The sequence below is a fragment of the Pseudomonas sp. 3MA1 genome (genome assembly GCF_029237275.1).
In the GTDB taxonomy this organism is placed as follows: Bacteria; Pseudomonadota; Gammaproteobacteria; order Pseudomonadales; family Pseudomonadaceae; genus Aquipseudomonas; species Aquipseudomonas fluorescens_AP.
Window position 1 is genome coordinate 165,263 of sequence record NZ_JAACFX010000005.1, and the last position, 25,373, is coordinate 190,635.

Sequence of the window (25,373 nt, forward strand, 5' to 3'; positions counted from 1 at the left end):
CGGAGATGGATTCAGCTTAGCAGTGCCGGGAACTGTGGGAGGCTGGAGGCAAAACCACCCCGTTTCGGACTTAGTTCCTGGCTTCGTTGCTGATGCCATGAGGCACATGACCGGTGGCGACCACCTCGCGAGCGGACTCGCAATGGCCGGCCTGGTCGTCGAAAAAAACATCGGCGGCGAAAGCTTCGAGAAAGGCCGCCTTCTCCAGGCCGCCCAGGAACAGGGACTCGTCGAGACGGATATTCCACTCGCGCAAGGTGCGGATGACCCGCTCATGGGCCGGCGCCGAGCGGGCGGTGACTAGGGCCGTGCGGACCGGGCAGGCATCGTCGGGAAACTCGCCCTGCAGCAGATTCAGCGCCGCGAGAAATCCCTTGAAAGGTCCGCCGGGCAGAGGCTCCCGGGCCGACTGCCGCTCACTGGCTTGAAACGCTTCCAGGCCGCCGGCCTGGTAGACCCGTTCCGAGTCGTCGGAAAACAGCACCGCATCACCGTCGAAGGCGATGCGTAGTTCGCCATTGGCCGCGCGTCGGGCACCGCCGGAGAGGATGGTCGCTGCAGCGAATCCGGCCTCCAGCGCACTGCGGACATCGTCGGCGTGGGTGGAAAGAAACAGATCGCTGCCGAAGGCCGCCAGGTAGGGATAGGGACTGCGTCCCCCCACAAATGCCGCACGGGAGATACCCAGGGCGTAATGTTCAATCGAGTTGAACACCCGCAGGCCGGTGTCGGCACTGTTGCGCGACACCAGCACCACCTCGACCCGCGCCCGCCCCAGGCTGGCATTCAGGCTCAGGAGCTTCTTCACCAATGGAAACGCATCGCCCGGCTCGAGGATCTCGTCCTCGTGCTCGATCTGATATTGCCGATAGGCTTTGACGCCCTGGGCCAGATAGACCTTATGGCTTTCACTCAGGTCGAACAGCGCGCGTGAAGAGATTGCCACCACCAGCTTGCCATCCAGTCCCTTTGCCATACCGCGCCCCCTTCAGGTCGTTCGCTCAAATGTGGTGCCGATCGATAAAACACAGGCTCTGGTACAACGCGCGGATTTTCGGCAACTCGCAACCAGCGGCCCGGGCCGCGGCCAAAGGCGCAGCATAAATAGCCGCCAATTCCAGAGGGCGCTGATGCAGAAAATCGTGGTACATGCTTGGCCAGTAATCCGGCATGTGTTCGGTGGACCTGAACAGCTGCTGCGCATAAGCCTCAGGGATCACATGACCGCAGGCCGCAGCCCCCTGCAGCACTTCCTGCATCAGGTCCTGAATCAGCTCGCGACTGGCCGGGTCGGCCATGAGCGGCGTGGTGCTGGCCTTGAGCAGCACCGACAGACCGTTATACGGCACATTCCACACCAGCTTCTGCCAGCGTGCCTGATGCAGATTGTTCATGGCCTGGGAATCGAGCCCGGCGGCACGAAACAATCCCGCCCCTTCCTCGACCAGCGCCTGGCTCAGGGCCGGATCGGCACTGGCTGGACCACTGTGGTAACCCAGGTTGATCGCCCCCAGAGCCTGGTGTTCGATCTGTCCGGGGCCCGCGCGATGCACGCAGATAAAGCACAAGCCGCCTAATAGATGCAGCGTGTCGGGGAGCTCGGCACGCAAGGCGTCCTCCACATCCAGCCCGTTTTGCAGCAACAGGACCTTGGCGCCGGGCGCCGCCGCCTGGATGATCGCCGGCGCCAGCTGGACATTGTGAGTGGTCTTGGCGCCCACCAGCAGCCAGTCACAAGGTGGCATTTCTTCGGCACTGGCGTATGCCTGCACCGGCTTCAGGCTCAACACCCCATGCTGGGCGCTATTGACCTGCAGCCCCTGTTCCACCACTGCGGAGAACTCGCTGCGCAACAGAAAGTGCACGTCGAAACCGGCCCGCGCCAGCATCACCCCGTAAAAACCTCCGATCGCTCCGGTTCCGATAATGCCTACACGCGGTTTACGGTCTGCACCCATCAAGGCAACTCCTCTGGTATTCGATTGAGCGCCTGACGCAGGCTCTCATTGAGCGCATGGGGCGTCAGCCGCGATTGCAAGGATCCATAAAACTCACCGTCACGCACCACAAACAGCGCCGGCAGGTGAAACACCTGATAGCGCTCCACTGCTCCACCGTTGTAGCCCGCATCGACCCAGCACAGGCGCGCGACCGGCAGTCCCAACCCGGGCAACTGGGTTCGTGCCCAGCGACAACCGGAGCAACCGGGAGAAGTGAAAACCACCAGGGAAACACCATCCAGGCTCAGTAATTGCTGGTCGATGTCGAAATCGGTCAGTTCCAATTCGATCACTATACTGGGGGAAATAATGTCAAATGGACGACACTCGGAGTCTGCGGTCATGGGACGTTTTCTGCCTCATCCTGATGATGTTCCGGTTGAACTGACCCTGCGCAAGTACGCCTGCATTTCGCGCCAGCGGTTGCACACTATCAGCCTCGGTGGCATGGCGTGCAATTACCACCGTGCCTGGCGCCACGGCACTGCGCTGGAAGTGCACATGCCCTCACTGGGGGAGAATGCACGGTACAACGGCTATGTTGCCTGGTGCCTGAAACGCAAGCGCGGCTACCTGGTGGGTATCGCCTTCGTCGATGAACAAACCCTGTTCAGCGCTCGCATGGGTGAGCAGGTGTGCCAGATCGCCCGCTACTGCCGCCTGCATGAACCTCTAAGCGAACAGCGATGCATCGAAGCCCTGGCTCTGGACTGGGTCGAACGGCACGCAAAAGACTATTCCGAAGACTGCGTACACCAGGCTTTCGTGCAGCCGTAACCCAATAAAACCGCCTCTTGCCCATTGTAGAGTCACCGGCTAACGCGCTAAGGTTCCGCTCCCCGACGCGCTCAAATCCGCTGTGCTCCGCCGCGCGGGGATCGCTGGCGGCCGGCACCCGTGACCTGACGAGTAACACGATGGCTGATTTACCGATCAACGACCTAAACGTCGCCTCCAACGAGACCCTGATCACCCCTGATCAACTCAAACGAGACATCCCGCTGAGCGACACCGCCTTGCGCACCGTGACCAAGGGTCGCGAAGTGATCCGCAACATCCTCGACGGCACTGACCATCGGTTGTTCATCGTCATCGGGCCCTGCTCGATCCACGACATCAAGGCAGCCCACGAGTACGCCGAGCGACTCAAGGCCCTGGCGGCGGAAGTTTCCGACACCCTGTATCTGGTGATGCGCGTTTACTTCGAGAAACCGCGGACCACCGTTGGCTGGAAAGGCCTGATCAACGACCCGTACTTGGACGACTCGTTCAAGATTCAGGATGGCCTGCATATTGGACGCCAGTTGCTGCTGGACCTCGCGGAAATGGGTCTGCCTACCGCCACTGAAGCGCTGGACCCCATCTCCCCGCAATACTTGCAGGACCTGATCAGTTGGTCGGCCATCGGCGCCCGTACCACGGAATCCCAGACCCACCGCGAGATGGCTTCCGGCCTGTCCTCTGCCGTGGGCTTCAAGAACGGCACCGACGGCGGCCTGACTGTAGCGATCAACGCCCTGCAATCGGTTTCCAGTCCCCACCGCTTCCTGGGGATCAACCCACAGGGCGGCGTGTCGATCGTCACCACCAAAGGCAACGCCTACGGCCACGTGGTACTGCGCGGCGGCAATGGCAAGCCCAATTATGACTCGGTCAGCGTCGCGGTCTGCGAACAGGCCCTGAGCAAGGCCAAGATCAAGCCGAACATCATGATCGATTGCAGCCACGCCAACTCCAACAAGGATCCGGCGCTGCAACCGTTGGTCATGGAGAACGTTGCCAACCAGATCCTCGAAGGCAATCAGTCGATCATCGGTCTGATGGTGGAGAGCCATCTGAACTGGGGTTGTCAGGCCATTCCGAAGGACTTGTCGGACCTGCAGTACGGGGTATCGATTACCGATGCCTGCATCGATTGGGAAAGCACCGAGAAAACCCTGCGCAGCATGCACGCCAAGCTCAAGGATGTACTGCCGAAACGCGATCGCAGCTGATCCCATTCGCCAGACACAAAAACGCCGGGCCAAGCCCGGCGTTTTTCATGGTTGCCCCGATCAGAGCTTCGCGGCGTGACGCTGATGGCGTTCCATGTAGCGTTCGACATAGGAGCAGGAAGGAATCACTGTGTAGCCCATACGTTCGGCGTACTCCAGTGCCTGCTCGGTCAGCGCCGCGGCAATACCGCGTCCACGCAACGCATTGGGCACGAAGGTGCGGTAGATATCCAGGGTTTGCTTACCCAGGTCCATATAGGTCAGGTAGGCACGATGACCGTCCACATTGGTCTCGAACTGATGACCAGCCTGGTCATGGTGGATGGACAACGCCTCGCTCATCACTACTCCTTGCGGGTCTGGAATGCTGACCCCTACCTTACCGATGTTTTTCCGGCGAAGGAACAACTTACGCCACCTCGTGCCAGTCGGACGCCGAGTAGAAACTGCCGCTCTTGCATCGCGAGCACGTTACAAAATAGTAGGCGCCCTTGGCGCAAATGCTCAAGCCACACTCGTCACAGATCAGCGCAAATACCCCAATCGGACCTTGCGGGAACCACAGCCCGGTTCAGCGCATGAAGTGGGTTGAGGCTATACATCGCCGGATGCTGGAACTTAAGACGAACAGCGCTTCTTAAAGTCACCGGCGTGATGGATAAAGATAGGCCAAGGCTGCGCGGAATCTGAAGAAAAGTGTCGGTGACTCAATATAGAACGACTTTAGCCTAGACTCCGAAACAGCGATCGGAAAAGTCCGAGAGCAATGCTGGCAAACGTGCAGCACCCTCTGGCAGAGCCTTGCGATTGAATGTTTTTTATACAACCGCCCAAAAAGTTGCTCGAAAAAGAATCACCGCCTAGAATTTTTTTTGCTTCTTGCGCTACGTCAGTTTACTTACTACAAGTAATGGGTAGTATGTACGCCGGTTATTTCCCCACTCTGGGGGGATAGCTACTAATAGAAAGTCCTTGAAGGGGAACACGATGAACAACGTTCTGAAATTCTCTGCTCTGGCTCTGGCCGCAGTTCTGGCTACCGGTTGCAGCAGCGTATCCAAAGAAACCGAAGCTCGTCTGACTGCTACTGAAGATGCAGCCGCTCGTGCACAGGCTCGTGCAGACGAAGCCTACCGTAAAGCTGATGAAGCTCTGGCTGCTGCTCAAAAAGCACAACAGACTGCTGACGAAGCTAACGAGCGCGCTCTGCGTATGCTGGAAAAAGCTAGCCGCAAGTAATAGTCCCTCGGGATTGTTATCAAGCCGATCCATTTTTTGGATCGGCTTTTTTATTGCCCGCAGTTTTCCACCGGCAATAAAAAACCCGCCGCTGCCAGTCGGCATCGGCGGGTTGCCTGTTACAGCGCTTACTGCTGCAGATCGTAGGTCAGGTTGGACATCGATGCCGCAGGCGCGGCGGTCGTCGGCACCGCGATCTCCACCGGCAAACCTTCTTCGGCGGCGACGACATCACGCACCACATCCCAGTTCATGCGCAGGTTATTGGCCAGATCTTCGCGCTTGAGCAAGGCATTGATCACGGCAGTATGTTTGTCGACCACCGAAGGATTGCCTTTGTCATCCAATGGCGTGTGCGCTTCCAGATAGACTTTTCCGCCACTGATACCGAACTTGTACGGCTCGTTGATGATCCGCACCGAAGTTCCGACCGGAACCATGCCAGCCATCTCCAGCACGTTGTTGTTGAGCATGCGGAAACAGCCATGGCTGGTGCGCATGCCAATACCGAATTTCTTGTTGGAACCGTGGATCAGGTAACCGGGGGTGCCCAAGGTGAACTTGAATGGCCCCAAGGGGTTGTCCGGCCCAGCAGGTACGACGCTTGGCAACGGATCACCATCGGCAGCGTGCTCTGCGCGAATCGACGCCGGTGGCGTCCAGGTCGGATTCGGAGTCTTCGCGGTGATGCTGGTATGGGCGATCGGCGACCCCCAGCCCTCACGCCCAATGCCCAGCGGGAAGGTGTAAACCACACTCCGGCCCTTGGGAAAGTAGTACAGGCGATATTCCGCCAGATTGATCACGATGCCTTCACGCGGCCCGGGAGGCAGGACAAAGCGAGTCGGCAGGACCACCTCGGTGCCGGCTCCCGGCAACCAGGGATCGACCCCCGGGTTGGCCGCCACCATTTCCAGGTAGCCCAGGTCGTAAGCGGTACCCAGATCGGCAAAGGTGTCTTCGTACTTGGCCTTGATCACCTGCACCTGGCCGACGATATCTTCACCGGGCGGCGGTAGAGGCAATTCCAATGCTGCAACGGGACCTGCCACACACAATGCGGCAAGTGTCAGGCAGCGGGTGACGGCAGGGAGGCGCGGCAACATCCGGATAATCCTTCGCATGAACAACGAGTGATAGAAACGCGATTGTACACCCCCACCCCCAGGCTACGAGAGCCGAGCGGGGAGACAAGCACAGACACATGAAATCCCTGTCGCAACGGTCGGCGATCGACCGCCTACAGCTCGAAGCGCAGCTCAGGCCAGATCGGTGGCGTCCCGCGCTTTTGTGACTCCAGAATCGCCCGGCACAGAGGGCAGAGTCGCTGGTCCTGGAAAATCGTCCGATCCACGCCCGACCAGCGCGGCTGCGCAGGCAGCAACGTGCCGCACAGGGTCCGGTCGGCCGAACCACCCAATTCCAACTGCCGAGTCACCAGATGCACCCGAACTTCCTGACAGGCGAACAGGTCAAGCTGCTCATCAGGCTCGATCAGTTGATAGGCAAACAGGGACCAGGCGGGACGCGGCATCGGGGGCTCCAAATCGGGGGCGCCACATTAGCCGAAACACTGCCGCTAGAAAAGCGTCAAAGCAGCGGTTTTAGCGTCGGCCAGACATTTTCCAGCAACTTGCCCTGGGCCGCTGCTGCAGGGTGCAAACCGTCCGCCTGCATCAGCTCGGGATGACCGCCGACCCCTTCGAGAAAAAACGGCACCAGGGCCACCTTCTTGTCGCTGGCCAGCTGGCTATAGACCTGGGCGAACGCCTGGGTATAGCGCACACCGTAATTGGGCGGCAACTGCATGCCCAACAGCAGGACCTTGGCCCCATCGGCCTGGGCACTGTCGATCATCGAGGCAAGATTTTGTTGCAATTGCTGCGGCGGCTGGCCGCGCAAGCCGTCGTTGCCACCCAATTCAAGGATCACCACCTGCGGCTTATGCGCTGCAAGCAGCGCCGGCAGCCGCGCCTGCCCCCCTGCGCTGGTGTCGCCGCTGACCGAGGCGTTGACCACCTTGTCGCTAAAACCCTGGTCCTTGAGCCGCTTCTCCAGCAGGGCCACCCAACCTTCGCGGGTATCCAGGCCGAAAGCCGCACTGATACTATCGCCCACGATCAGGACCGTACCCGCCGCTGCGTTCTGGGCCATGCACATCAAGGCCAGGCCGGCACTCAAAAACCATACACGCATCGGATTCTCCATGGGCGCAAGCATTCTCACTGCGCGGAACCTTAGCAAAGTGGTTCCCAGCGCGGAAGGTGAACTGACCATCCTGCACGAACTCGACCTGGAGCTGAATCAGGGCGACAGCCTGGCCATCGTCGGCGCCTCCGGCTCCGGTAAATCCACCCTGCTTGGCCTGCTTGCCGGACTCGACCTGCCCAGCAGCGGTGAAGTGACCCTCGCCGGTCAGGCCCTGAGCCGCCTGGATGAGGACCAGCGGGCGCGGATCAGGGCCGAACATGTGGGATTCGTCTTCCAATCCTTTCAACTGCTCGACAGCCTCAACGCTCTGGAAAACGTCATGCTGCCCCTGGAACTGGATGGCCGCCGTGACGCTCGAGAACGGGCCACCGAGTTGCTGCAGCGAGTCGGCCTCGGCCAGCGCCTGAGCCACTCGCCGCGCCAGCTGTCCGGCGGCGAGCAGCAACGAGTAGCCATCGCCCGGGCCTTTGCCGCCGAACCCGACGTGCTGTTTGCCGATGAACCCACCGGCAACCTCGACAGTCACACCGGCGAACGCATCAGTGACCTGTTGTTCGAACTCAACAAGGAAAGCGGCACCACCCTGGTGCTGGTGACCCACGATGAACGCCTGGCCCATCGCTGCCGGCGCCTGATCCGTCTTGAAGCGGGCTTGCTGGTCGCCCCTCTGGAGCCTTGATGGCACGCATGCCGCTGTTGCGCCTGTTCAGCCTCGCCCTCCGCCAATTGCTGCGCGACGCCCGCGCCGGCGAGTTGCGCGTATTGTTCTTTGCATTGCTGGTCGCCGTAGCGGCAAGTACCGCCATCGGCTACTTCGGCGCCCGTCTCAATGGCGCCATGTTGCTGCGGGCCACCGAGTTTCTCGGCGCTGACCTGCTGTTGGAAGGCAGCTCGCCGGCCCGCCCGGAACAAATCGACAGCGGGCGCGAACTTGGGCTTCAGCATGCGCGCATTGTCGAGTTCTCCAGCGTCATCGCCACGGACAACGGCATCCAGCTGTCGAGCATCAAGGCCGTGGACTCCGCCTACCCGCTTCGCGGCCAGCTCAAGAGCGCGGCAGCTCCCTACGCCACAGAGGAATCGGGTGGGGGGCCGAAGGCGGGCGAGGCCTGGGTCGAGTCGCGACTGTTGACCGCCCTGAACCTGAAGATCGGAGACAGCATCGATGTCGGCCTGCAGCCCCTGCGCCTGGCGCGGGTCCTGACCTATGAGCCCGACCGAGCCGGCAACTTCTACAGCCTGACGCCCCGGGTGCTGATCAGCCTGGACGACCTGCAAGCCACCGGTGTCGTCCAGCCTGGCAGCCGGGTCAGCTACAAGGAGCTCTGGCGCGGCCCTGCCGTGGCCCTCGAACACTACCGCCAATTGATCAAACCGGGACTGGCGGCCAACCAGCGACTGCAGGATGCCCGAGATGGCAACCAGCAGATTGGTGGCGCCCTGGGCAAGGCCGAACGCTACCTGAACATGGCCAGCCTGGTGGCAGTGCTGCTCTCGGGTGTCGCCGTGGCCTTGTCGGCCAATCGCTTTGCCGCCCGCCGCTTCGATGCCAGCGCCCTGCTGCGCTGCCTGGGATTGTCACGCCGGGAAACCATGCTGCTGTTCAGCGTACAATTGGCAGTGCTGGGACTGCTGGCCAGCCTCAGCGGCGCCTTGCTGGGCTGGCTGGCCCAGCTTGGCCTGTTCTATCTGCTGCATGATCTTTTGCCCAACGACGTGCCGCCTGGAGGACTGCTGCCAGCCATCGCCGGGATTGGCACCGGGCTGGTCGCCCTGGCGGGATTCGCCTTGCCGCCCCTGGCCGCGCTGGGCCGGGTCCCGCCTTTGCGGGTCCTGCGGCGCGACCTGCTACCGATTCCCTCCAGCACCTGGATGATCTACGGCGCCGCGCTATTTGCCCTGGGCTTGATCATGTGGCGCTTGAGTCTGGATCTACTGCTGACCTTCGCCCTGCTCGGCGGCGGCTTGATAGCCGCATTGCTCCTGGGCGGATTGCTGCTGTTGCTGCTGCAAAGCCTGCGCCGCCTGCTGGCCCGGTCCTCCCTGCCCTGGCGCCTGGGCCTGGGCCAGTTGCTGCGTCACCCGCTGGCAGCGGCCGGACAATCCCTGGCCTTCGGCCTGATTCTGCTGTCCATGGCCTTGATCGCCCTGCTGCGGGGCGAATTGCTGGACACCTGGCAGAACCAGTTGCCCAAAAATGCCCCGAACTACTTTGCCCTGAATATCCTGCCGGCCGAAAAGCAGGCCTTCAGTGACCGCCTGGTACAACTCTCGGCGCCCTCGGCGCCACTGTATCCAGTGGTTCCCGGACGCCTGGTGAGCATCAATGGCGAACCTGTGAGGGAGATTGTCAGCAAGGACTCCAGTGGTGACCGGGCCGTTCAGCGTGATCTGAGCCTGACCTGGGCCGCTGATCTGCCTGCCGGCAACAGCATCACCGCAGGCCAATGGTGGTCGCCCCCGACCAATGACCCGGTGCCTGGCGTGTCCGTGGAGGCCAAGGTGGCACAAAGCCTGAAGTTGAAGCTGGGTGACCGCCTGATCTTCAGCGTCGCGGGAGTCGATCGGGAGGCCCAGGTCACCAGCCTGCGCAGCATCAACTGGGACAACTTCCAACCGAACTTCTTCATGATCTTCCAGCCAGGCACCTTGAAGGACCTGCCCGCCACCTACCTCACCAGCTTTTACCTGAGTCCGGGGCACGACCAGCAGATTGTCGAACTGTCCAGGGCTTTTCCGGCGGTCACCATCCTTCAAGTGGAGGCCCTACTGGAGCAACTGCGCAGCATCCTGGCCCAGGTCACTCTGGCGGTGGAATATGTGCTGCTGTTTGTCCTGGCGGCGGGAATGGCCGTGCTGTTTTCCGGCCTGCAAGCCACCTTGGACGAACGTATTCGCCAAGGTGCGCTGCTACGCGCCCTCGGTGCCGAACGCAGGTTGCTGGTCAAGGCCCGGCGAATCGAATTCGGCCTGCTTGGTGCGGTCAGCGGCTTGCTGGCGGCCCTGGGCAGCGAACTGATCAGCCTGGTGCTCTACCGGTTTGCCTTCGACTTGCCCTGGCATCCCCACCCCTGGCTCTTGCTGCTGCCGCTGGTTGGCGCGCTGCTGGTTGGCGGGGCCGGCATTTTCGGCACTCGCCGGGCGTTGAACGCCAGCCCCTTGAGTGTCTTGCGCGAAGGCTGAAGACTCATGGCTCGCCAGCGCCGGCTGCCGAGCCTACTTCACATACTCGATCTGGTTGATCCACCAGCAGGTCTCGCCTGCCGGGGTATGAACAATGGCTTCGTCGCCCACTTCCTTCTTCAGCAGGGCCCTGGCCATCGGCGAGTCGATGGAGATGTAGTCCTTGCGCAGATAGATTTCGTCATAACCGACGATACGAAAGCGCTTGATCTCGCCAGCTTCGTTTTCCACCTCGACCCAGGCACCGAAAAATACCCGGCCTTCCTGCTCCGGGGCATAGGACACCACTTTCATGTCCTCCAGGCGCTTGCGGATGTAGCGCACCCGACGATCAATCTCCCGCAGCAGCTTCTTGTTGTACTGATAGTCAGCATTCTCGCTGCGATCGCCCAGGGACGCGGCCCAGGTAACTTTCTGGGTGATATCCGGACGTTTCTCTCTCCACAGGTAATCCAGCTCCTGCTTCAGTGCGTCGTAACCATCCTGCGTGATGAGCTTGGTACTCAATTGGCTTGTCACCTTCCAGCCTTGTAGCGGCTGTTCTGTTATTCGAATTGACCGATGAACCCGGCCGATCTCGGGCGGCTGCCCTCCCCGCGAATCATTGACGCAGCACTATCAGATTTGTCCGATTTAGATTTCAGAGAGGTCGGCCAATCATAGAGCCAAACCGCCGAGGCTTGCGGCCTCAGACACATTTTAAGCAACAGCGTTTGTACTCGGCACGCCTGACCACTTGCAACCAACCTCCGCAAAGAACCCGCCACCAGCGACCAAACCTCTAAAAAGACAAAGGGAATGCACTAAATGGGCAACATCATTATCGTCGATGACCACCCACTGATCCGACTGGCCATCAGGTCGGTGCTGGAACCCCATCACCACACCATCGTCGCTGAGGCCGACAACGGTGCGGACGCCGTGCAACTGGTGCGTAAACACATGCCGGACCTGTTGATCCTCGACCTGGGGATTCCCAACCTGGACGGGTTCTCGGTCATCGCCCATATCAAGTCCGCAGACCTGCATGTGAAGACCCTGGTTTTGACTTCCAGCGATTCGAAGAACTTCGCGTTGCGCTGCCTGCAGGCCGGAGCCGCGGGCTTTCTGTGCAAGACCGAGAATCTTCACGAACTGGCCAATGCAGTGAAAGCGATTCTGTCCGGGTACAGCTACTTCCCGGAGGACACCATCAATATCCTGCAGCAGAACACCAATGCTGCCAGCCAGGAAAGCGTACTGATCTCCCGCCTGACCGATCGCGAGATCACCGTCCTGAAACTGCTGGCCACCGGCCTGAACAATCAGCAGATTGCCGACGCCCTGCTGATCAGCCACAAGACCGTCAGTACCTACAAAGTGCGTTTGCTCAAGCGCTTCAACATTTCCAACCTGGTGGCCCTGGCTGAACTGGCAAAACGCAATGCGGTTGTTTGAATTGCGAGCCCCGATCACTTCATGAGCAAGGGGCAACCCCGCAGCTGGAAATACGCCAGCCATTCTCTGCTCGATGCAATCATCATCTGAATACGGCGCAGTTCAGCAGCAAGCTGCACAGCGCCGTCGGAGCCGCCACTAGCGACGAATGATCAGCCCTTGGCGAGCGACGCGGGTCAATTGCTTGATGACTTCAGCGGCATGCTCGGCACTGGGCGCCGGAATGACCGCCAGATCAAAGCTGTCACTGGCAAAACGAGCCAGGGACTCGCCCTCTTCGACAAACTGAATCAGAAAGGCCGCCGGGCCCACGGAACGCCGTGGCCAGCCATCGAGATAACGCAACAGGGTGGGTTGGTGCTTGCCGCCAAGCAGGATTTTCGGGTTGCGCTGGGAAAGGCTCGCCGTGAGCGGCGCAAGACGTACAAGGGGGCGTGGTGCATTCATCGTATTGTGTCTCTGCCTCTGGTTTCTGCCGGGCAGGTGAGAGGCAACACCGAACCAGCGCTTTAGCGGTATTTCGAAGCCTGCCTGCAGCTTCTATCGGCGGTCTTGCGACTCACCTGGCGCCCCGCAAGTAGCTGTTTAAATCGGCGCATGAGCAGCATCCTAGAGAAGCTGGCCGGTCAGTGTCAAGATTTTGCAGCAACGAAAAAGGCCTGCATCGGCAGGCCTTGGAAACTTTCCTAAGGGTTGATCCAGAGCGTCCAAACGCCACCAGCGACGGATGGATAAAGCCCTCGGATCACTTGGCGATCGTTGCATCCAGCGACAGTTTGCCGGCACCTTCAAACAGCACCGCAAGGGTACCGCCCAACAGCGCCAGGGCGAATTCATAACCGTTGTTGGCCATGAACAAACCGTTGCTGATATGCACCGAGAAGATTGCCACCAGCAAGGTGAACGACAGGCCCAAGGCAGCAGGACGCGCCAACAGGCCGATGATCAACGCCAGACCGGCGAAGAACTCGGTACCACCGGCCAGCAACGCCATCAGATACCCCGGCGCCAGGCCGATGCTCTCCATCCACTGAGCCGTTCCCGCCAGGCCACCACCACCGAACCAGCCAAAGAGCTTCTGCGAGCCGTGGGCCGCAAAGATGATGCCGACGAAAATCCGCAAAACGGTCAAGCCATAACCGGCGCGAGTGCTCAGTACGTTTTTGATCAGTGTGCTCATGCTCTGTAGTCCTGTGTAAGACGGGGAAGTTGGTCGCCATACTAATCAGTTTTTATCATGTTAAAAGCGGAATAATTCCAAGATAACAATCAGTATTTTCGATTATTTGCGAGACGCAACTTTTCGCTCCCGAGGCTCCAGAGAGTCCCGTTCACGGTCAAAGGCCAGATAGTATTTGTTGACGCTATTAACATAGCTGACCGCTCCCATACCCACCTGCTCCATGGCGATCCGCTCGACCTGGAAAAACCACTGATTGGGATTGAGCCCACGACGCTGGGCTTCGCTGCGCATGCCCTGCACCCGTTCCGGCCCCATGTTGTAGGCGGCCAGGACAAACGCCATTCGCTCACGTTCGTTGAGCTTGGGACTGGCAAAGAACTTGCGGCGAATCATCGCCAGGTACTTGGCCCCGGCCTGCACATTGCTATCAAGGGACTGGATATTGTTGACCCCGACCCGTTGCGCCGCCGAAGGCGTGATCTGCATCAGGCCGGTCGGGCCGCTACCGCTCCTGGCGCTGGGTTGCAGCGCCGACTCCTTGAAAGCCAGAGCCGCCAGATTCAGCCAGTCCATGCCTTGTTCCCCAGCATGCTTCTGCAACACCGGACGCAGTTTTTCCAGGCGCTGGCGATCGGCTTGGGCCAGGGGGTAATGCACCTGATACTGCCGCCGATAGATGCGCAGGAACGCCACATCCTGATCCGCCGGGGTCTTATAGCTCTTGAGAAAACGATCGATGCTGGCCCGCAGCATCGATGCATCGCGCCGCACAAACCAGTGCTCCTCCCCCGGCTCGCTGATCTTCAACTGCCGGTCGAAACGCAGCTTGGGCAGGATCTTGCTCCAGCGCTCGGCAATCGGCTGCTCGACGATAGTCAGGTGAAAGATGCCCCCCTGAACCATTTCCAGCACGTCCTCCACCGCCAGACTCGGGTCCACCCACTCGACCTTGATCGGCGCCAGCTTGTGCAACGCCAGGCGCTGATTGATCTGATTCACCGCCTCGCCGGCGGCACTGCCGGTGGTCAGGGCCAGCGTCTTGCCGGACAGCTGTTCGATCCGCGTGTAACGACGCTTGCCCTTGATGCCTACCAACAGCAGCGGAACATTGCTGACGATGGGATCGCTGGAGCTGACCGCATGGCCCGGCAGAGCTTCCAGCAACTCCCCGGGCGCCACCAGATCGCCCTCGCCACGTTGCAAAGCACCCAGCAGTTGATCCTTGGCCTTGGGAATGATCTTGAGGCTGATCTCCTGACCATCACGGGCATGACCATTGAGGTATTGCTCGAACGCGCGCAGGCGGTGGTATTCGACGCCAATCGCCTGCCCTTGGACCTCACCGGAACTGTTGCGGCTCTGATTGACCAGCACCCGCAGCACGCGACTGCTGCGGATCTCCGCCAGATCCCGGACCTTGCCGGATGCCAGGGCTTCCGGCGGTCCGGCCAGGCGCGCCAGGGCCGGCAAGGGCAGCAGCAACGACAGGCACAGCGCGAGCAAGATCGAGGGTCGGGTCATCCGTTCTCCGCAGGGAATGCTGTTCAACCCTTCGTCGCTTCTTGAAGGCTTGATCGACAAAAACAGAGCGCCTTGAGCGCTGGCAAGGTGCGAAAAAGCAGCGGAACGGCGGCAAAAGGCCTGGCCGCGACCTGCTTCTGGCAGCAAAAGACAGCATTAACTCGTTGTAGTTCTTGGCTTTTCTTATAAATCTACAGCTCTGATATGCTTTCCGGCCGCAGGCGGAGATAGCACCATGCAACTCATCGATATCGGCGTCAACCTGACCAATCCCTGTTTTGCCGAAAAACACCAAGCCGTTCTCAATCGCGCCTATGAGGCCGGGGTCTGCCAATTGATCCTCACCGGCACCAGCGTCGAGGGCAGTGAACAGGCCCTGGAACTGTGCCAGCAATTGGATGCCGACGGGCACAGACTGTTCGCCACCGCGGGCCTGCACCCCCACTGCGCCAGCGACTGGAATGCCGACAGTCCGCGGCGCTTGCGCGCCCTGCTCAGCGAGCCACGGATCCGAGCGGTGGGCGAATGCGGACTGGACTTCAATCGCGACTTCTCCCCTCGCCCGCAGCAGGAAAAGGTCCTGGAAGAACACCTGGCCCTGGCGGTCGAACTGCAACTGCCGGTCTTCCTCCACGAGCGCGACGCCAACCAGCGGCTGCTGGACATTCTGCGAGACTTTCGTGACCGTTTGCCCGCGGCCGTGGTGCATTGCTTTACTGGCGAGCAACGCGCGCTGTTCAGCTACCTCGACCTGGACCTGCATATCGGCATCACCGGCTGGATCTGCGACGAACGCCGGGGCACCCATCTGCATCCGCTGGTGCGCAATATCCCCCGGGGACGCCTGATGCTGGAAAGCGACGCCCCTTACCTGCTGCCGCGCAGCCTGCGGCCGAAGCCGAAAAATGGCCGTAACGAACCCGCCTACCTGACCGAAGTCCTGCGGGAAGTGGCCCTGCACCGGGACGAAACGCCGCAAGACCTGGCCAGCCACAGCACGGCCTGCTCCAGAGCCTTTTTCAACCTGCCAGAAATTGCTTGACCCATATCAAGATTTTTCCGAGATCATGGCGGCACAATACTGGCACCTTGCCAATACTGTTTCGCTCAATCAGAGAAGACCTTCTATGGGTGCCTGGCTTAGCAATATCTCGCTGAAATACAAATTCTGGGCGGTCAATGCGGTCGCCTTCGTCACCACCCTGTTATTGGTGCTGTACGCGGTGCAACTGGAGCAGCAGGCCCGCAGTCAGGCCGCCCAGGCCGCAGCCCGCAGCCAGGCCCATCTGCTCAATGCCTGGCCTGCCGGACAGCCCTTGCCCACTGACGAGCACCTGCTGTCCTTCTCCCAGGGCCAGACTCCCAGCCTCAACGGGCAGGCCTTGCCTGAACTGAACGGCGCCAATGGCTGGGTCGAAATCAATCACCTGCCGCTCTTCGGCGACAACCCGCTGCTGGGCGCCGAGGTCATCAGCCGCGCCAACGGCCAGCAGGTTGCCGTGCTGGCCCACGCCCCGAGCCTGGCTCAGGTGTTCAGCGATCGCTTCACCAACTACGCCGTCGCCGTCTTCATCCTGATGTTCGCCATGCTTTGCGCCTCGCAGTTGCTGATCCGTTTTCTCCTCAGCCAGCTCAACACCCTCAAGGATGTGATGCTGCATGTGGAGAAAACCGGCGACCTCTCGGCCCGGGTGCCGCTGTCCTGCAAGGACGAGGTCGGCCAGATGGCCAGCGCCTTCAATGCCATGCAGGCCGGTTACCAACGGGTGGTGAACACCGTGGCCAACACCGCTCGCCAGCTGGATCAGGGTGCCGCGCGCCTGGCCTCGAGCATGAACGATGTACGTCACGGCATGCTCGGTCAGCAAAGCGAAACCGATCAGGCCGCCACTGCCATCAATGAAATGTCCGCGACCGTCTTCCACATCGCCCAGCACGCCGGCGCCACCCGGGACCTGTCGCAGACCGCCGACACCCTGGCCGGCACCGGCCATGAGGTGGTCGGCCGGGTGCAGAAATCAATTGCCGGACTCTCCAACGGCGTGCAGCAAACCGCCGAGATGATTCAAAAGCTCGCGGAGGACAGCCAGAAGATCAACGGCGTGGTCAACGTGATCCACAGCATCGCCGAACAGACCAACCTGCTGGCACTCAACGCCGCCATCGAAGCGGCCAGAGCCGGGGAAATGGGTCGCGGCTTTGCCGTGGTGGCCGACGAGGTGCGCAATCTGGCCAAACGGGTGCAGTCTTCCACCGACGAAATCACCGGCATGGTCGCCGCCTTGCAGGCAGGCACCCGGGATGCCGTGGACTTCATGCAGGAAAGCTCGTTCAAGGCCGACGACTGCGTGCAGCAGGCCCAGGAAGCGGGGGCGGCTCTGGCGGAGATCACCGGCGCCGTGGCGCAAATGCGGGAAAGCAACACACAGATCGCCGTGGCTGCGGAACAACAGAGCCAGGTGGCCGAAGAAATGAACCGGGCAGTGGTGAGCATCCGCGATGTCACCGAAAACACCGTGCAACAGACCGTGGCGTCGGCCACCACCAGCAGCGAACTGGCAACCCTGGCCGGCGAGCTGAGCAAGGCCATCGGCCAACTGAAGCTCTGATCCCCTGCCCATTGCCTGCTGGCTATCGGAGCGATAGCCAGCCTTGATTCGCCCTCCCCCGACCTCGCCCCTATTCTTGGCTCACGAGTTTTCAAGAACCGAGGATGATCACCATGGGCAAACGTCACCCCAACCTTCCGGCCTGGCAATGGCGCGTCTACCCACAGAGCCATCAGCACCCGACCAATCTGGTGTTGCACCTGATTGCCGTACCGCTGTTCATCGTCGGTTTTCTGCTGATCGTCTCGGGGGTGTTTTCCCTGAGCTTTCTGAGCCTGGCCATCGGCGTGGTCGGCGTACTGGCCGCCCTGGGCCTGCAACGCCATGGGCATAGCCTGGAAGCACAAACCGTCGAGCCGTTCACGGATCGACAAGACGCCGTGCAACGCCTGCTGGTGGAGCAATTTCTGACCTTTCCGCGCTTTGTCCTGAGCGGTGCCTGGTGGCGGGCTTGGTTGCAACGCCACCGGCACTGAGGCCTCAGGCGAAGACGGTCACCGTCTGCCGGCTCAGGGCGATCAGTTGCCCCTCGGCACTCCAGAGTGCCGCCGCAGCGTGGCCGTAACCGTCGCGGGCATGTTCGGTTTCCACCCGGTACTTGCACCAGTCCAGGGTGCTCACCGACAGCAGCGGTTGCACGAACTCGATGGTCCAGGTCAGGGTGCTGCCGGCGGCCGGCTTGCTCAGATGCGGCAACAAGGCCGGCGGCCAGGCATCCACCAGCGCCAGAATGTGCGCCTCGGTCACGGGTTCTTCCTTGACCTCACCGCGCAAACGCACCCAGCCCCCCATCTCCCGGGAACGGTTGCCGGTAAAAGGCAGGCCGCCAATACTCCAGCGCATCGCCAGATGGCGCATGAACTCCGGCGTCATGCCCTTGATGTAGGGCAGCTCCTGACAGTCATCCCAGTGCTTCATCTCGGGCGCCGGTGCGGCGTCAACCGTCACCGAGGACTCGCGTGAAGCGCCAAAGCTGCCCTGCACCAGGGTCACCACCTGGCCTTCCTGCATCACCCGCCCCAATACCTGGCTGACCGCCTTGCCTTCACGCAGGACATCCACTTCAAAACTGACCGGTACGTCCGGCGCCATGGGCCCGACAAAAGTCACCGCCAACGAACGCACCGGGCGCTCCGCCGGAACCTTGGCGCGCATCGCTTCGTACTGCAGGGCGACCACCAGGCCACCGAAACTGGCGCGACCTTGAGCCCACTCTGCCGGAATGGTCAGCGCCTGGGGCTGGCCGCGAACGGCTTCGAGCAAATCATAGAAACGCATGAAAACCTCGGGGCAATAAAAATACTCGGCGATCTTAACCAGCGTCGTAGAGCCGTACAGCCACTATTCCGGCCAAAGCAGCGGACAGATAAGCCGCACCACGATGATCAGTTACCAAAGCAATCGCCGTACAACTGCTCCAGCACCCGATCAGCCGTGGTTTCGGCCTTGAGCATGGTGCGACGCCAGCCGGCGACACAGGGCAGCAGGTCCGGTTGCTGCTCGGCCTGAGCCAGCCATTGCCAGCAGTCATGCCAATCCCCCAAGGCGCCCTGGGCCGCCTTGAGACGCTTGATCGCCAGCGCCGGCAGGCGATCAAGCTGCGGATAGGCATCGGCCGCGTAGCGCACACGCTTGATCAACAGCCGCAAACGATGGCGATCGTGAGCGGGGTCCTGCAGCGCCTCGCCCAGGGCTTTCCACTGCTTGGCCAGGCGCTTTTCAATCCGCACCCGCAACCCCCGGAGCAAGCCCTGGCGCTGGCAAGCCCGCAGAAATCGCGGAAACGCATCCAGTACCAGGAACAGCTGGGCCAACTGCGGCCCGCCCGCCACTGCCGAATACTCCCTGCGCACCTGGGCGGTGCGCCGCTCGGCGGCAAGGTGATGGCCATGCTGGTGCAGATGAGCCGCCAGCACTTCACGATCACGCATCGGCGTTGTCAGTTGCCCGACCGCGCTGGCCGCGGCCTCCAACTGCTCGACACCGGGCAAGCCGCGCAGCGGACGCAACAGGCTGCGCAAGCGCCGCACGGTGATGCGCAAGTCGTGCAGCGCCTCGGCATCGGTGGCAGCCGCCATGCGCGCCTGACAAGCCAGCAAGCTCACTTCCAGGCTCAGGATCTGAGCCACCAATCGATCAACCAAGGCAGACATCACGGGTTCCCCAATACGACGTGCAAGCCTGAATTCGGCTTATCCAGCTCAAGAATGAAACGTGGGCCCGTGACCGGCATTGCGCCCGGTCATGGGCCCACGATGAGGTTGCAGCTTCAGCGTAGCGCCTGGTGCAGATCAGCGCCCGGCACGCGACTCACGAATGTAGAAGCGCGCCTTCTCGGCTTTCTTGGTGCAGCCTTCAAAGGCTTCGAATTGCTGCTGGGTCTTGGCGCCGGTCAGCAGGGACAGGGCCTTGGAATAGCTCACGGTGCCCGCGAACCCTTCGGCCTTGGCCAGGTCCAGCTCATGCCAAGCGGCGTCCAGCTGAGTGCCGCAACTGTCGCGGTAGGCGGTCTTGCCCGCGCAGCCGGTCAGAACCAATGCAATCAGGGGCAAACAGATCCAGGCTTTCATCAATGACACCTCAGGAATAAGAAACAGTCGTACAGGTTAAGACGATGGCAGCGGCAAAAAGTGCCTGACTCGACCTTTGGAAAATATAGCCGCAGGAGCATAGCGTCAGCGCCTGCCGGCCCCTAGGAAAAAACACTGATGCAACCTGCCGGCGCATCAGTAATTGAACCCTGGGGCGCTATGGGTGCATTGTTGCAGCCTGTTTGGCGAAGGGACGAATCATGAACAAACGTGTGGCATTGGTCCTCGGCTCAGGAGGCGCGCGCGGGTATGCCCATATCGGGGTCATCGAGGAGATCGAAAGACGCGGGTATGACATAGCCTGCATCGCCGGCTGCTCGATGGGCGCCGTAGTGGGCGGCATCTACGCGGCGGGCAAACTCGCCGAGTACCGGGAATGGATCGAAAGCCTGGACTACCTCGATGTGCTGCGCCTGGTGGACGTGAGCTTCCGCCTGGGGGCGATTCGCGGCGAAAAGGTCTTCGGCCAGATCCGCAAGATCGTCGGTGACATCAACATCGAAGAACTGCGCATTCCCTACACCGCCGTGGCCACCGACCTCACCAACCAGCAGGAGATCTGGTTCCAGGAGGGCTGCCTGCATCAGGCCATGCGCGCCTCGGCGGCCATTCCCAGCCTGTTCACCCCAGTGATGCAGGGCAACCGCATGCTGGTGGACGGCGGCCTGCTCAACCCGCTGCCGATCGTACCGGTGGTGTCCAGTCACTGCGACCTGATCATCGCGGTCAACCTCAACTCCACCAACCAGCGCCACTATCAGTTGCCGGTGATCCAGCGCCCGCCGGCGTTCAAGAGCCGCTTCGACAGCCTGATCAACTCCCTGGGCTCGCACCTGCCATTTCGCCGCAAGCAGGCCGAGCAACTGTTGCTGCTCGAACAGGAAGCCTTCAAGAGCGAAGCGGCCGACATCAATCCCTGGGTCGAAGGCGCCGAGCCGGAGGCCCAGCAACCGGCCGCCGCCCCGGAAACCGAAGGCGCCCCCAAGTCCGCCAGTGGTTCGTTCATCATCGACAACGTCGGCCCGGCGTCGCTGCTGGACCTGGTGAACCAGAGCTTCGAGGTGATGCAGACCTCCCTGGCGCAATACAAGATTGCCGGCTACCCGCCGGACATCCTGATCAACGTGCCCAAGCGCGTGTGCCGCTTCTTCGAGTTCTACAAGGCGCCGGAACTGATCGCCCTGGGTCGACAAATCGCCAGCGACACCCTGGACCGCTACGAACAGGAACAGCACTGAACCTGCAAGACCTGAGCCTGACGGCTCAGGAATCACCGCCCAAGAGCCGGTAGCCCACTCCCGCCTCGGTCACGATGAAGCGTGGCCGGGTCGGGTCGTCCGCCAGTTTCTGCCGCAGATGGCCGACCACGATCCGCAGGTAGTGGCTGTCGTCGGTGTGGGTCGGCCCCCAGATGTCCTTGAGCAACTGCTGCTGGGTGATCACCCGCCCGGGATGCCGTGCCAGCTGCGCCAGCACGGCGTATTCCTTGCGGGTCAAGGCCACTTCAAGACCGTCCAGAAGCACCCGGCGATAGGCCAGGTCCACCGTCAGCGGCCCCACCTGCAAGGCCGCTTCCTGCACCTCGCCGGCGGGCGCCTGACGCAACAGGGCACGGATGCGCGCCAGGAACTCCTGGATGCCGAAGGGTTTGGTCACGTAGTCATTGGCGCCACCGTCCAGGGCTTCAACCTTCTGCACTTCGCTGGCGCGTACCGAAAGCACCAGCACCGGCACCGTCGACCACTCGCGAAATTCACGCAGGACCTGCTGGCCATCGATGTCCGGCAGCCCCAGATCGAGCACCAGCAGGTCCGGTTTGTTCAGCGCCGCCTGGGCCAGGCCTTCGGCACCGGTTCCGGCTTCAATCACTTTGTATCCTTGTGACGCCAGGCTGATGCGCAAGAACTTGCGGATCTGCGGCTCGTCGTCGATGACCAGGATGGTCGCGGTCTGGCTCATGGGTTCGATTCAAGACAAATAAGAGGCAAAAGAGTAGCGCACGCCCTGCCACATCCAAATGGCATTCGTGCACGCTGGCAGCATTGCGGACCACAGCGTGTCACACATCGTTCTCCAGCTCGGGCTGGGTCTGCAACGGCAGGTGCAAGGTGATGCAAGTACCCTGGCCGTCGATGCCTTCGGCGACGCTGATATGCCCGCCATGGGCACCAACCATGCCCTGGCAGATCGCCAGTCCCAGGCCCGTGCCCTGTCCGCCGCGGTCGCCGCGGGCGGCGGTGTAGAACATGTCGAAGATCTTCGCCCGCTCCTCCTCGGGAATCCCCGGCCCTTCGTCGCTGACGGCAAAGCTCAACTCACCCTCACTGGCACTGACCCGCAGTTGCAAACGCCCCTGGGGCGGCGAAAAGCGCGCGGAGTTTTCCAGGACGTTGACCAGCGCCTGCTCGATCAGGGCCGCATGGACATAGAGCAGCGGCAGGTCCGGTGGCAACTCGGTGCTCACCCGCAACGGCGCCAGCACCACCCGCAGGCGGTTCAGGGCACTGCCGACAATGTCCCCCGGCGCCACCCAGTCCCGGGCCAGCTTCAACGCACCATGTCCAAGCCGGGTCATGTCCAGCAGGTTCTGGATGTAGCGATCCAGGCGCTCGGCTTCATCGCGCGTGCCTTCGAGCAATTCACGCCGGTCTTCCAGGGGAATCGCCTCCCCCAGCGCCAGCAGGCTGTCGATACTGCCGCGCATCGACGTCAGCGGCGTGCGCAGGTCGTGGGACACCGAGGCCAGCAAGGCACTGCGCAACTGTTCGGTTTCACCGTGCAGGCGCGCCGCCTCCAGATCCTCCGCCAGGCGCGCCCGGGCCAGGGCCTGGGCCAGCGGCTGGCTGAGGGCCGTGAGCAGGCGCCGGCGCTGTCCACTGAATTCCTCGCCCTCCCTGGGGCAGACTCCCAGCAGCCCCAGGGGGCCGTCGTCCACCGAAAGCGGCCACCACCACCAACGCCCGAATGGCAGGGTCCCGGTGCCCAGGCCCGCCGGTTGATCATGCTGCCAGGCCCAGTCCGCCGCGGCCCGCTCCGCCTCGGAAAACTGCAGCGAACCGCCGGTCTCGACTTTCCAGCCGCCCTGTCCGTCGCGATTGAGCAGGCAGATGCGCAGTTCATCGCGACCGTGCAGGTGCTGGGCAGCGGCGCTGATCACCGCCTGCCGATCGGTAGCGGCCGTGAGCTTGCGCGACAGGTCGAGCAATTCGCCGGTTTCTTCCTGGGTTTCGCGCAGCGCCTGCAACTGCCGCCGCTGGCGCGCCGCCAGATTGCCGGTGAGCGCGGCCATCAGCAGGAAGAACAACAGGGTCAGCACATCCTCTTCACGCTGGATGGCAAACGAGAAACTGGGCGGGATAAACAGGAAGTCATAAGCCAAAAACGACAGCGCGGCGCAGGCCAGGGCCGGCCCCAGGCTGCTGCGCACCGCCACCAGCAAGACCGCGGCGAGAAACACCAGCGAGATGTTCGGCAGCGGCAGGATACTGGCCACGCCCCAGGCCATGGCGCTGGCCAGCACGGTGGCCAACAGCGCCAGGCCGTAGTCGAACCACTGCAGGGAATGCTGGCTTCGCAATCCCGGCTGATGCGGCAGGGGATCGGTGTCCAGCACATTGATCTCCAGGCCCTCGGCGTTGCGCAACAGGCGCGCCGCCAGACCGCCGCCAAACCAGCGCCGACGCCAGCGACGGCTGGACTGCCCCACCAGCAGCAGGCTGGCACGCCGTTCGGCGGCGTGCTGGATCAGAGTCTTGGCCACCTCGCCGGCCCGCAGCAGGACCACCTCCCCGCCCAGGCGCTCAGCCAGTTGCTGCGCCGCCTGCAACCGCAGCCGCGATTGCTCGTCCTGCAGCCGGCCATTGTCCACATGCACCAGGCTCCAGGGCAGGTGCCGGCGCTGGGCCACGCGACTGGCATGGCGCACCAGGCGCTCGGCCTGGGCGTCGCCATCAATGCCCACCAGCAAGCGCCCGCGCACCGCCGGCGCCGCCTGGCCGAGCTGGCGATAGCCCAGGGCCAGGTCGTTATCCACCTGGGCCGCGGCTGTCTGCATCGCCAACTCGCGCAGGGCGGTGAGATTGGTCTGGGTAAAAAACGCATCGATGGCCGCCCGCGCCTGTTCCGGCACATAGACCTTGCCGTCGCGCAGGCGCTCCAGCAGTTCCCGCGGCGGCAGGTCCACCAGCAGCAGTTCGTAGGCTTCCTGCAGCACCCAGTCGGGCAGGGTCTCGCGCACCTGGACCCCGGTGATGCCGCGGACCTGATCATTCAGGCTTTCCAGGTGCTGGACATTGACCGTGGTGAACACATCGATGCCGGCCGCCAGCAGCTCCTGAATATCCTGCCAGCGCTTGGCGTGGCGGCTGCCCGGGGCATTGCTGTGGGCCAGCTCATCCACCAGCACCAGCTTGGGCTTGGCCTTGAGCAGGCCGTCCAGGTCCATTTCCTCGAGCATCACCCCGCGGTATTCCGAACGCACCAGAGGCTGCTGCGGCAAGCCGGCCAGCAGCGCCTCGGTTTCGGCGCGACCGTGGGTTTCCACCACCCCGGCGAGCACCTTGACCCCTTGGCGCAGTTGCGCGTGGGCGGCCTGGAGCATGGCGTAGGTCTTGCCGACGCCGGGAGCGGCGCCGAGAAAGACCTTGAGCCGGCCACGGCCGTCCCGGGGCAGTTCAGCGAGCAACGCATCGGCGCGACCGGAATCACTCATGGGGTATCTCTCTGCAACGAAACATTCAATTCACCAGGCACTCTAGCCGCTGCCACGGGGGCCGCGCTTACAACTGGTCCAGGGCTTGATTCAGGGTCAGCACGTTGACCACCGGCGGCCCCACCAGGGGCCGCTGGGTATGTGCCGCCACCAGGGCCCGCAGCTTGTCCGCCGGCAGATTGCGCGCCGCCGCGACCCGCGCCAGTTGATAGTCAATTGCCTCGGGTGGCAAGTGCGGATCAAGGCCGCTGCCCGAGGTGGTGAGCAGGGCCAGAGGCACTGGACCCTGACCCGGAACCTGGAGCTTGTGGGCATCGTCGATCACCCGGGTGGCCAGGGCCGGGTTGCTCGGCGCCAGGTTGCTGGCAGAGCTGGATACCGTGGCAAAGGCCCCCGCCGAAGGGCGCGGATGGAACCAGGCATCGCCGACAAAATCCTGGGCGATCAGGGCCGAGCCCCGCACCTTGCCCTCGGCATCACGCACCAGGCTGCCGTTGGCCTGGTCCGGGAAGGCCACCTGGGCCACTCCAGTGACCACCAGCGGATAAGCCACACCGGTGATCAGAGTCATCAACACCATCAGGCTCAAGGCCGGACGCAATACGCTAGTCATTTCTCATTCCTCGATTCATTCGGTCGCATGTAGGAGCCGGCTGGCCGGCGATCAGGCCGCAAACCTTGCTGCGTCCTGCGC

Annotated in this window: 27 protein-coding genes; 10 read left to right on the forward strand and 17 right to left on the reverse strand. The window is 62.1% G+C overall.

Going from position 1 to position 25,373, the window contains the following annotated elements:
- Positions 1 to 70: 70 nt before the first annotated feature.
- The 3 genes from GWQ44_RS16325 to GWQ44_RS16335 are packed head-to-tail and all read right to left on the reverse strand — an operon-like array spanning position 71 to position 2,344.
- Positions 71 to 976: a 5'-nucleotidase gene (locus tag GWQ44_RS16325; RefSeq protein WP_275927802.1), complete on the reverse strand. Its 906-nt coding sequence runs from the start codon at positions 974 to 976 to the stop codon at positions 71 to 73.
- Positions 977 to 1,001: 25 nt separating this feature from the next.
- Entirely contained in the window at positions 1,002 to 1,958 is a 957-nt protein-coding gene (locus GWQ44_RS16330; RefSeq protein WP_103739942.1) for a putative 2-dehydropantoate 2-reductase, read from the reverse strand.
- Positions 1,958 to 2,344 (reverse strand): thioredoxin family protein, encoded by a 387-nt coding sequence (locus tag GWQ44_RS16335; protein WP_275927803.1) that lies wholly within the window; start codon positions 2,342 to 2,344, stop codon positions 1,958 to 1,960. Before GWQ44_RS16335 ends, GWQ44_RS16330 begins: the two co-directional genes overlap by 1 nt.
- Between GWQ44_RS16335 and GWQ44_RS16340 the strand changes: the two genes are divergently transcribed.
- Both GWQ44_RS16340 and GWQ44_RS16345 read left to right on the forward strand, forming a co-directional pair.
- On the forward strand, positions 2,343 to 2,777 hold the full coding sequence (locus GWQ44_RS16340) for a PilZ domain-containing protein (RefSeq protein WP_016967427.1): 435 nt from the start codon (positions 2,343 to 2,345) through the stop codon (positions 2,775 to 2,777). The genes GWQ44_RS16335 and GWQ44_RS16340 overlap by 2 nt on opposite strands.
- A gap of 140 nt (positions 2,778 to 2,917) precedes the next feature.
- Complete coding sequence (locus GWQ44_RS16345; RefSeq protein WP_016967428.1) at positions 2,918 to 3,994, forward strand: 3-deoxy-7-phosphoheptulonate synthase; 1,077 nt, start codon at positions 2,918 to 2,920, stop codon at positions 3,992 to 3,994.
- Between the two features lie 60 nt (positions 3,995 to 4,054).
- On the opposite strand, the gene GWQ44_RS16350 is transcribed toward GWQ44_RS16345, so the two are convergent.
- Positions 4,055 to 4,336: a GNAT family N-acetyltransferase gene (locus GWQ44_RS16350; protein WP_011062548.1), complete on the reverse strand. Its 282-nt coding sequence runs from the start codon at positions 4,334 to 4,336 to the stop codon at positions 4,055 to 4,057.
- Between the two features lie 645 nt (positions 4,337 to 4,981).
- Between GWQ44_RS16350 and oprI the strand changes: the two genes are divergently transcribed.
- The gene (oprI, locus tag GWQ44_RS16355) at positions 4,982 to 5,233 is read left to right on the forward strand and encodes an outer membrane lipoprotei OprI (RefSeq protein WP_003448337.1); all 252 of its coding nucleotides are present in this window, start codon (positions 4,982 to 4,984) and stop codon (positions 5,231 to 5,233) included.
- 128 nt (positions 5,234 to 5,361) lie between these two features.
- Here oprI and GWQ44_RS16360 read toward each other — a convergent pair whose 3' ends face one another.
- The 3 genes from GWQ44_RS16360 to GWQ44_RS16370 form a co-directional block, all read right to left on the reverse strand.
- Positions 5,362 to 6,339 carry a L,D-transpeptidase family protein gene (locus tag GWQ44_RS16360; protein WP_047305543.1) on the reverse strand — a complete coding sequence of 326 codons (978 nt, stop codon included), beginning with the start codon at positions 6,337 to 6,339 and terminating at the stop codon, positions 5,362 to 5,364.
- Positions 6,340 to 6,473: 134 nt separating this feature from the next.
- Positions 6,474 to 6,767 (reverse strand): hypothetical protein, encoded by a 294-nt coding sequence (locus GWQ44_RS16365; RefSeq protein WP_016967430.1) that lies wholly within the window; start codon positions 6,765 to 6,767, stop codon positions 6,474 to 6,476.
- Between the two features lie 56 nt (positions 6,768 to 6,823).
- On the reverse strand, positions 6,824 to 7,429 hold the full coding sequence (locus GWQ44_RS16370; protein WP_275927804.1) for an arylesterase: 606 nt from the start codon (positions 7,427 to 7,429) through the stop codon (positions 6,824 to 6,826).
- Positions 7,430 to 7,439: 10 nt separating this feature from the next.
- Here GWQ44_RS16370 and GWQ44_RS16375 point away from each other — a divergent pair, with 10 nt between their 5' ends.
- Both GWQ44_RS16375 and GWQ44_RS16380 read left to right on the forward strand, forming a co-directional pair.
- On the forward strand, positions 7,440 to 8,123 hold the full coding sequence (locus tag GWQ44_RS16375; RefSeq protein ID WP_016967432.1) for an ABC transporter ATP-binding protein: 684 nt from the start codon (positions 7,440 to 7,442) through the stop codon (positions 8,121 to 8,123).
- Entirely contained in the window at positions 8,123 to 10,627 is a 2,505-nt protein-coding gene (locus tag GWQ44_RS16380) for an ABC transporter permease (protein WP_275927805.1), read from the forward strand. The genes GWQ44_RS16375 and GWQ44_RS16380 overlap by 1 nt, the downstream gene beginning before the upstream one ends.
- 33 nt (positions 10,628 to 10,660) lie before the next feature.
- Here the strand turns inward: GWQ44_RS16380 and greB are convergent, their stop codons facing one another.
- Positions 10,661 to 11,134, reverse strand: coding sequence for a transcription elongation factor GreB (greB, locus tag GWQ44_RS16385; protein ID WP_016967434.1), 474 nt, complete (start codon positions 11,132 to 11,134; stop codon positions 10,661 to 10,663).
- A gap of 300 nt (positions 11,135 to 11,434) precedes the next feature.
- Here greB and GWQ44_RS16390 point away from each other — a divergent pair, with 300 nt between their 5' ends.
- Complete coding sequence (locus GWQ44_RS16390) at positions 11,435 to 12,064, forward strand: response regulator transcription factor (protein WP_016967435.1); 630 nt, start codon at positions 11,435 to 11,437, stop codon at positions 12,062 to 12,064.
- A gap of 138 nt (positions 12,065 to 12,202) precedes the next feature.
- Here the strand turns inward: GWQ44_RS16390 and GWQ44_RS16395 are convergent, their stop codons facing one another.
- From GWQ44_RS16395 to GWQ44_RS16405, 3 genes are all read right to left on the reverse strand, one after another.
- Positions 12,203 to 12,511: a hypothetical protein gene (locus GWQ44_RS16395; RefSeq protein WP_016967436.1), complete on the reverse strand. Its 309-nt coding sequence runs from the start codon at positions 12,509 to 12,511 to the stop codon at positions 12,203 to 12,205.
- Positions 12,512 to 12,809: 298 nt separating this feature from the next.
- The gene (locus tag GWQ44_RS16400; protein WP_016967437.1) at positions 12,810 to 13,244 is read right to left on the reverse strand and encodes a DoxX family protein; all 435 of its coding nucleotides are present in this window, start codon (positions 13,242 to 13,244) and stop codon (positions 12,810 to 12,812) included.
- 102 nt (positions 13,245 to 13,346) lie between these two features.
- Positions 13,347 to 14,768, reverse strand: coding sequence for a transglycosylase SLT domain-containing protein (locus tag GWQ44_RS16405; RefSeq protein ID WP_275927806.1), 1,422 nt, complete (start codon positions 14,766 to 14,768; stop codon positions 13,347 to 13,349).
- A 235-nt stretch (positions 14,769 to 15,003) separates the two neighbouring features.
- Between GWQ44_RS16405 and GWQ44_RS16410 the strand changes: the two genes are divergently transcribed.
- The 3 genes from GWQ44_RS16410 to GWQ44_RS16420 all read left to right on the forward strand — a co-directional run bounded on the left by GWQ44_RS16410 (position 15,004) and on the right by GWQ44_RS16420 (position 17,853).
- Positions 15,004 to 15,810 carry a TatD family hydrolase gene (locus tag GWQ44_RS16410; RefSeq protein WP_047305545.1) on the forward strand — a complete coding sequence of 269 codons (807 nt, stop codon included), beginning with the start codon at positions 15,004 to 15,006 and terminating at the stop codon, positions 15,808 to 15,810.
- 85 nt (positions 15,811 to 15,895) lie between these two features.
- Positions 15,896 to 17,377 carry a methyl-accepting chemotaxis protein gene (locus GWQ44_RS16415; RefSeq protein ID WP_103739937.1) on the forward strand — a complete coding sequence of 494 codons (1,482 nt, stop codon included), beginning with the start codon at positions 15,896 to 15,898 and terminating at the stop codon, positions 17,375 to 17,377.
- Positions 17,378 to 17,490: 113 nt separating this feature from the next.
- Positions 17,491 to 17,853 carry a terminase gene (locus tag GWQ44_RS16420; protein ID WP_275927807.1) on the forward strand — a complete coding sequence of 121 codons (363 nt, stop codon included), beginning with the start codon at positions 17,491 to 17,493 and terminating at the stop codon, positions 17,851 to 17,853.
- A 4-nt stretch (positions 17,854 to 17,857) separates the two neighbouring features.
- Here the strand turns inward: GWQ44_RS16420 and GWQ44_RS16425 are convergent, their stop codons facing one another.
- From GWQ44_RS16425 to GWQ44_RS16435, 3 genes are all read right to left on the reverse strand, one after another.
- Entirely contained in the window at positions 17,858 to 18,655 is a 798-nt protein-coding gene (locus GWQ44_RS16425) for a thioesterase family protein (protein WP_275927808.1), read from the reverse strand.
- A 107-nt stretch (positions 18,656 to 18,762) separates the two neighbouring features.
- Positions 18,763 to 19,530, reverse strand: a complete 768-nt coding sequence (locus tag GWQ44_RS16430) for a CHAD domain-containing protein (RefSeq protein WP_275927809.1) — start codon at positions 19,528 to 19,530, stop codon at positions 18,763 to 18,765.
- Between the two features lie 138 nt (positions 19,531 to 19,668).
- Positions 19,669 to 19,947: a hypothetical protein gene (locus GWQ44_RS16435; RefSeq protein ID WP_016964073.1), complete on the reverse strand. Its 279-nt coding sequence runs from the start codon at positions 19,945 to 19,947 to the stop codon at positions 19,669 to 19,671.
- Positions 19,948 to 20,168: 221 nt separating this feature from the next.
- Here GWQ44_RS16435 and GWQ44_RS16440 point away from each other — a divergent pair, with 221 nt between their 5' ends.
- The gene (locus GWQ44_RS16440) at positions 20,169 to 21,206 is read left to right on the forward strand and encodes a patatin-like phospholipase family protein (protein WP_016964074.1); all 1,038 of its coding nucleotides are present in this window, start codon (positions 20,169 to 20,171) and stop codon (positions 21,204 to 21,206) included.
- 25 nt (positions 21,207 to 21,231) lie between these two features.
- On the opposite strand, the gene GWQ44_RS16445 is transcribed toward GWQ44_RS16440, so the two are convergent.
- The 3 genes from GWQ44_RS16445 to kdpC form a co-directional block, all read right to left on the reverse strand.
- Positions 21,232 to 21,927 (reverse strand): response regulator, encoded by a 696-nt coding sequence (locus tag GWQ44_RS16445; RefSeq protein WP_016964075.1) that lies wholly within the window; start codon positions 21,925 to 21,927, stop codon positions 21,232 to 21,234.
- Between the two features lie 100 nt (positions 21,928 to 22,027).
- A complete protein-coding gene (locus GWQ44_RS16450; protein WP_275927810.1) occupies positions 22,028 to 24,679 on the reverse strand; it encodes a sensor histidine kinase KdpD in 2,652 nt (883 codons plus the stop codon).
- 67 nt (positions 24,680 to 24,746) lie between these two features.
- Positions 24,747 to 25,292, reverse strand: coding sequence for a potassium-transporting ATPase subunit KdpC (gene kdpC / locus GWQ44_RS16455; protein ID WP_016964077.1), 546 nt, complete (start codon positions 25,290 to 25,292; stop codon positions 24,747 to 24,749).
- Between the last annotated feature and the right edge of the window lie 81 nt (positions 25,293 to 25,373).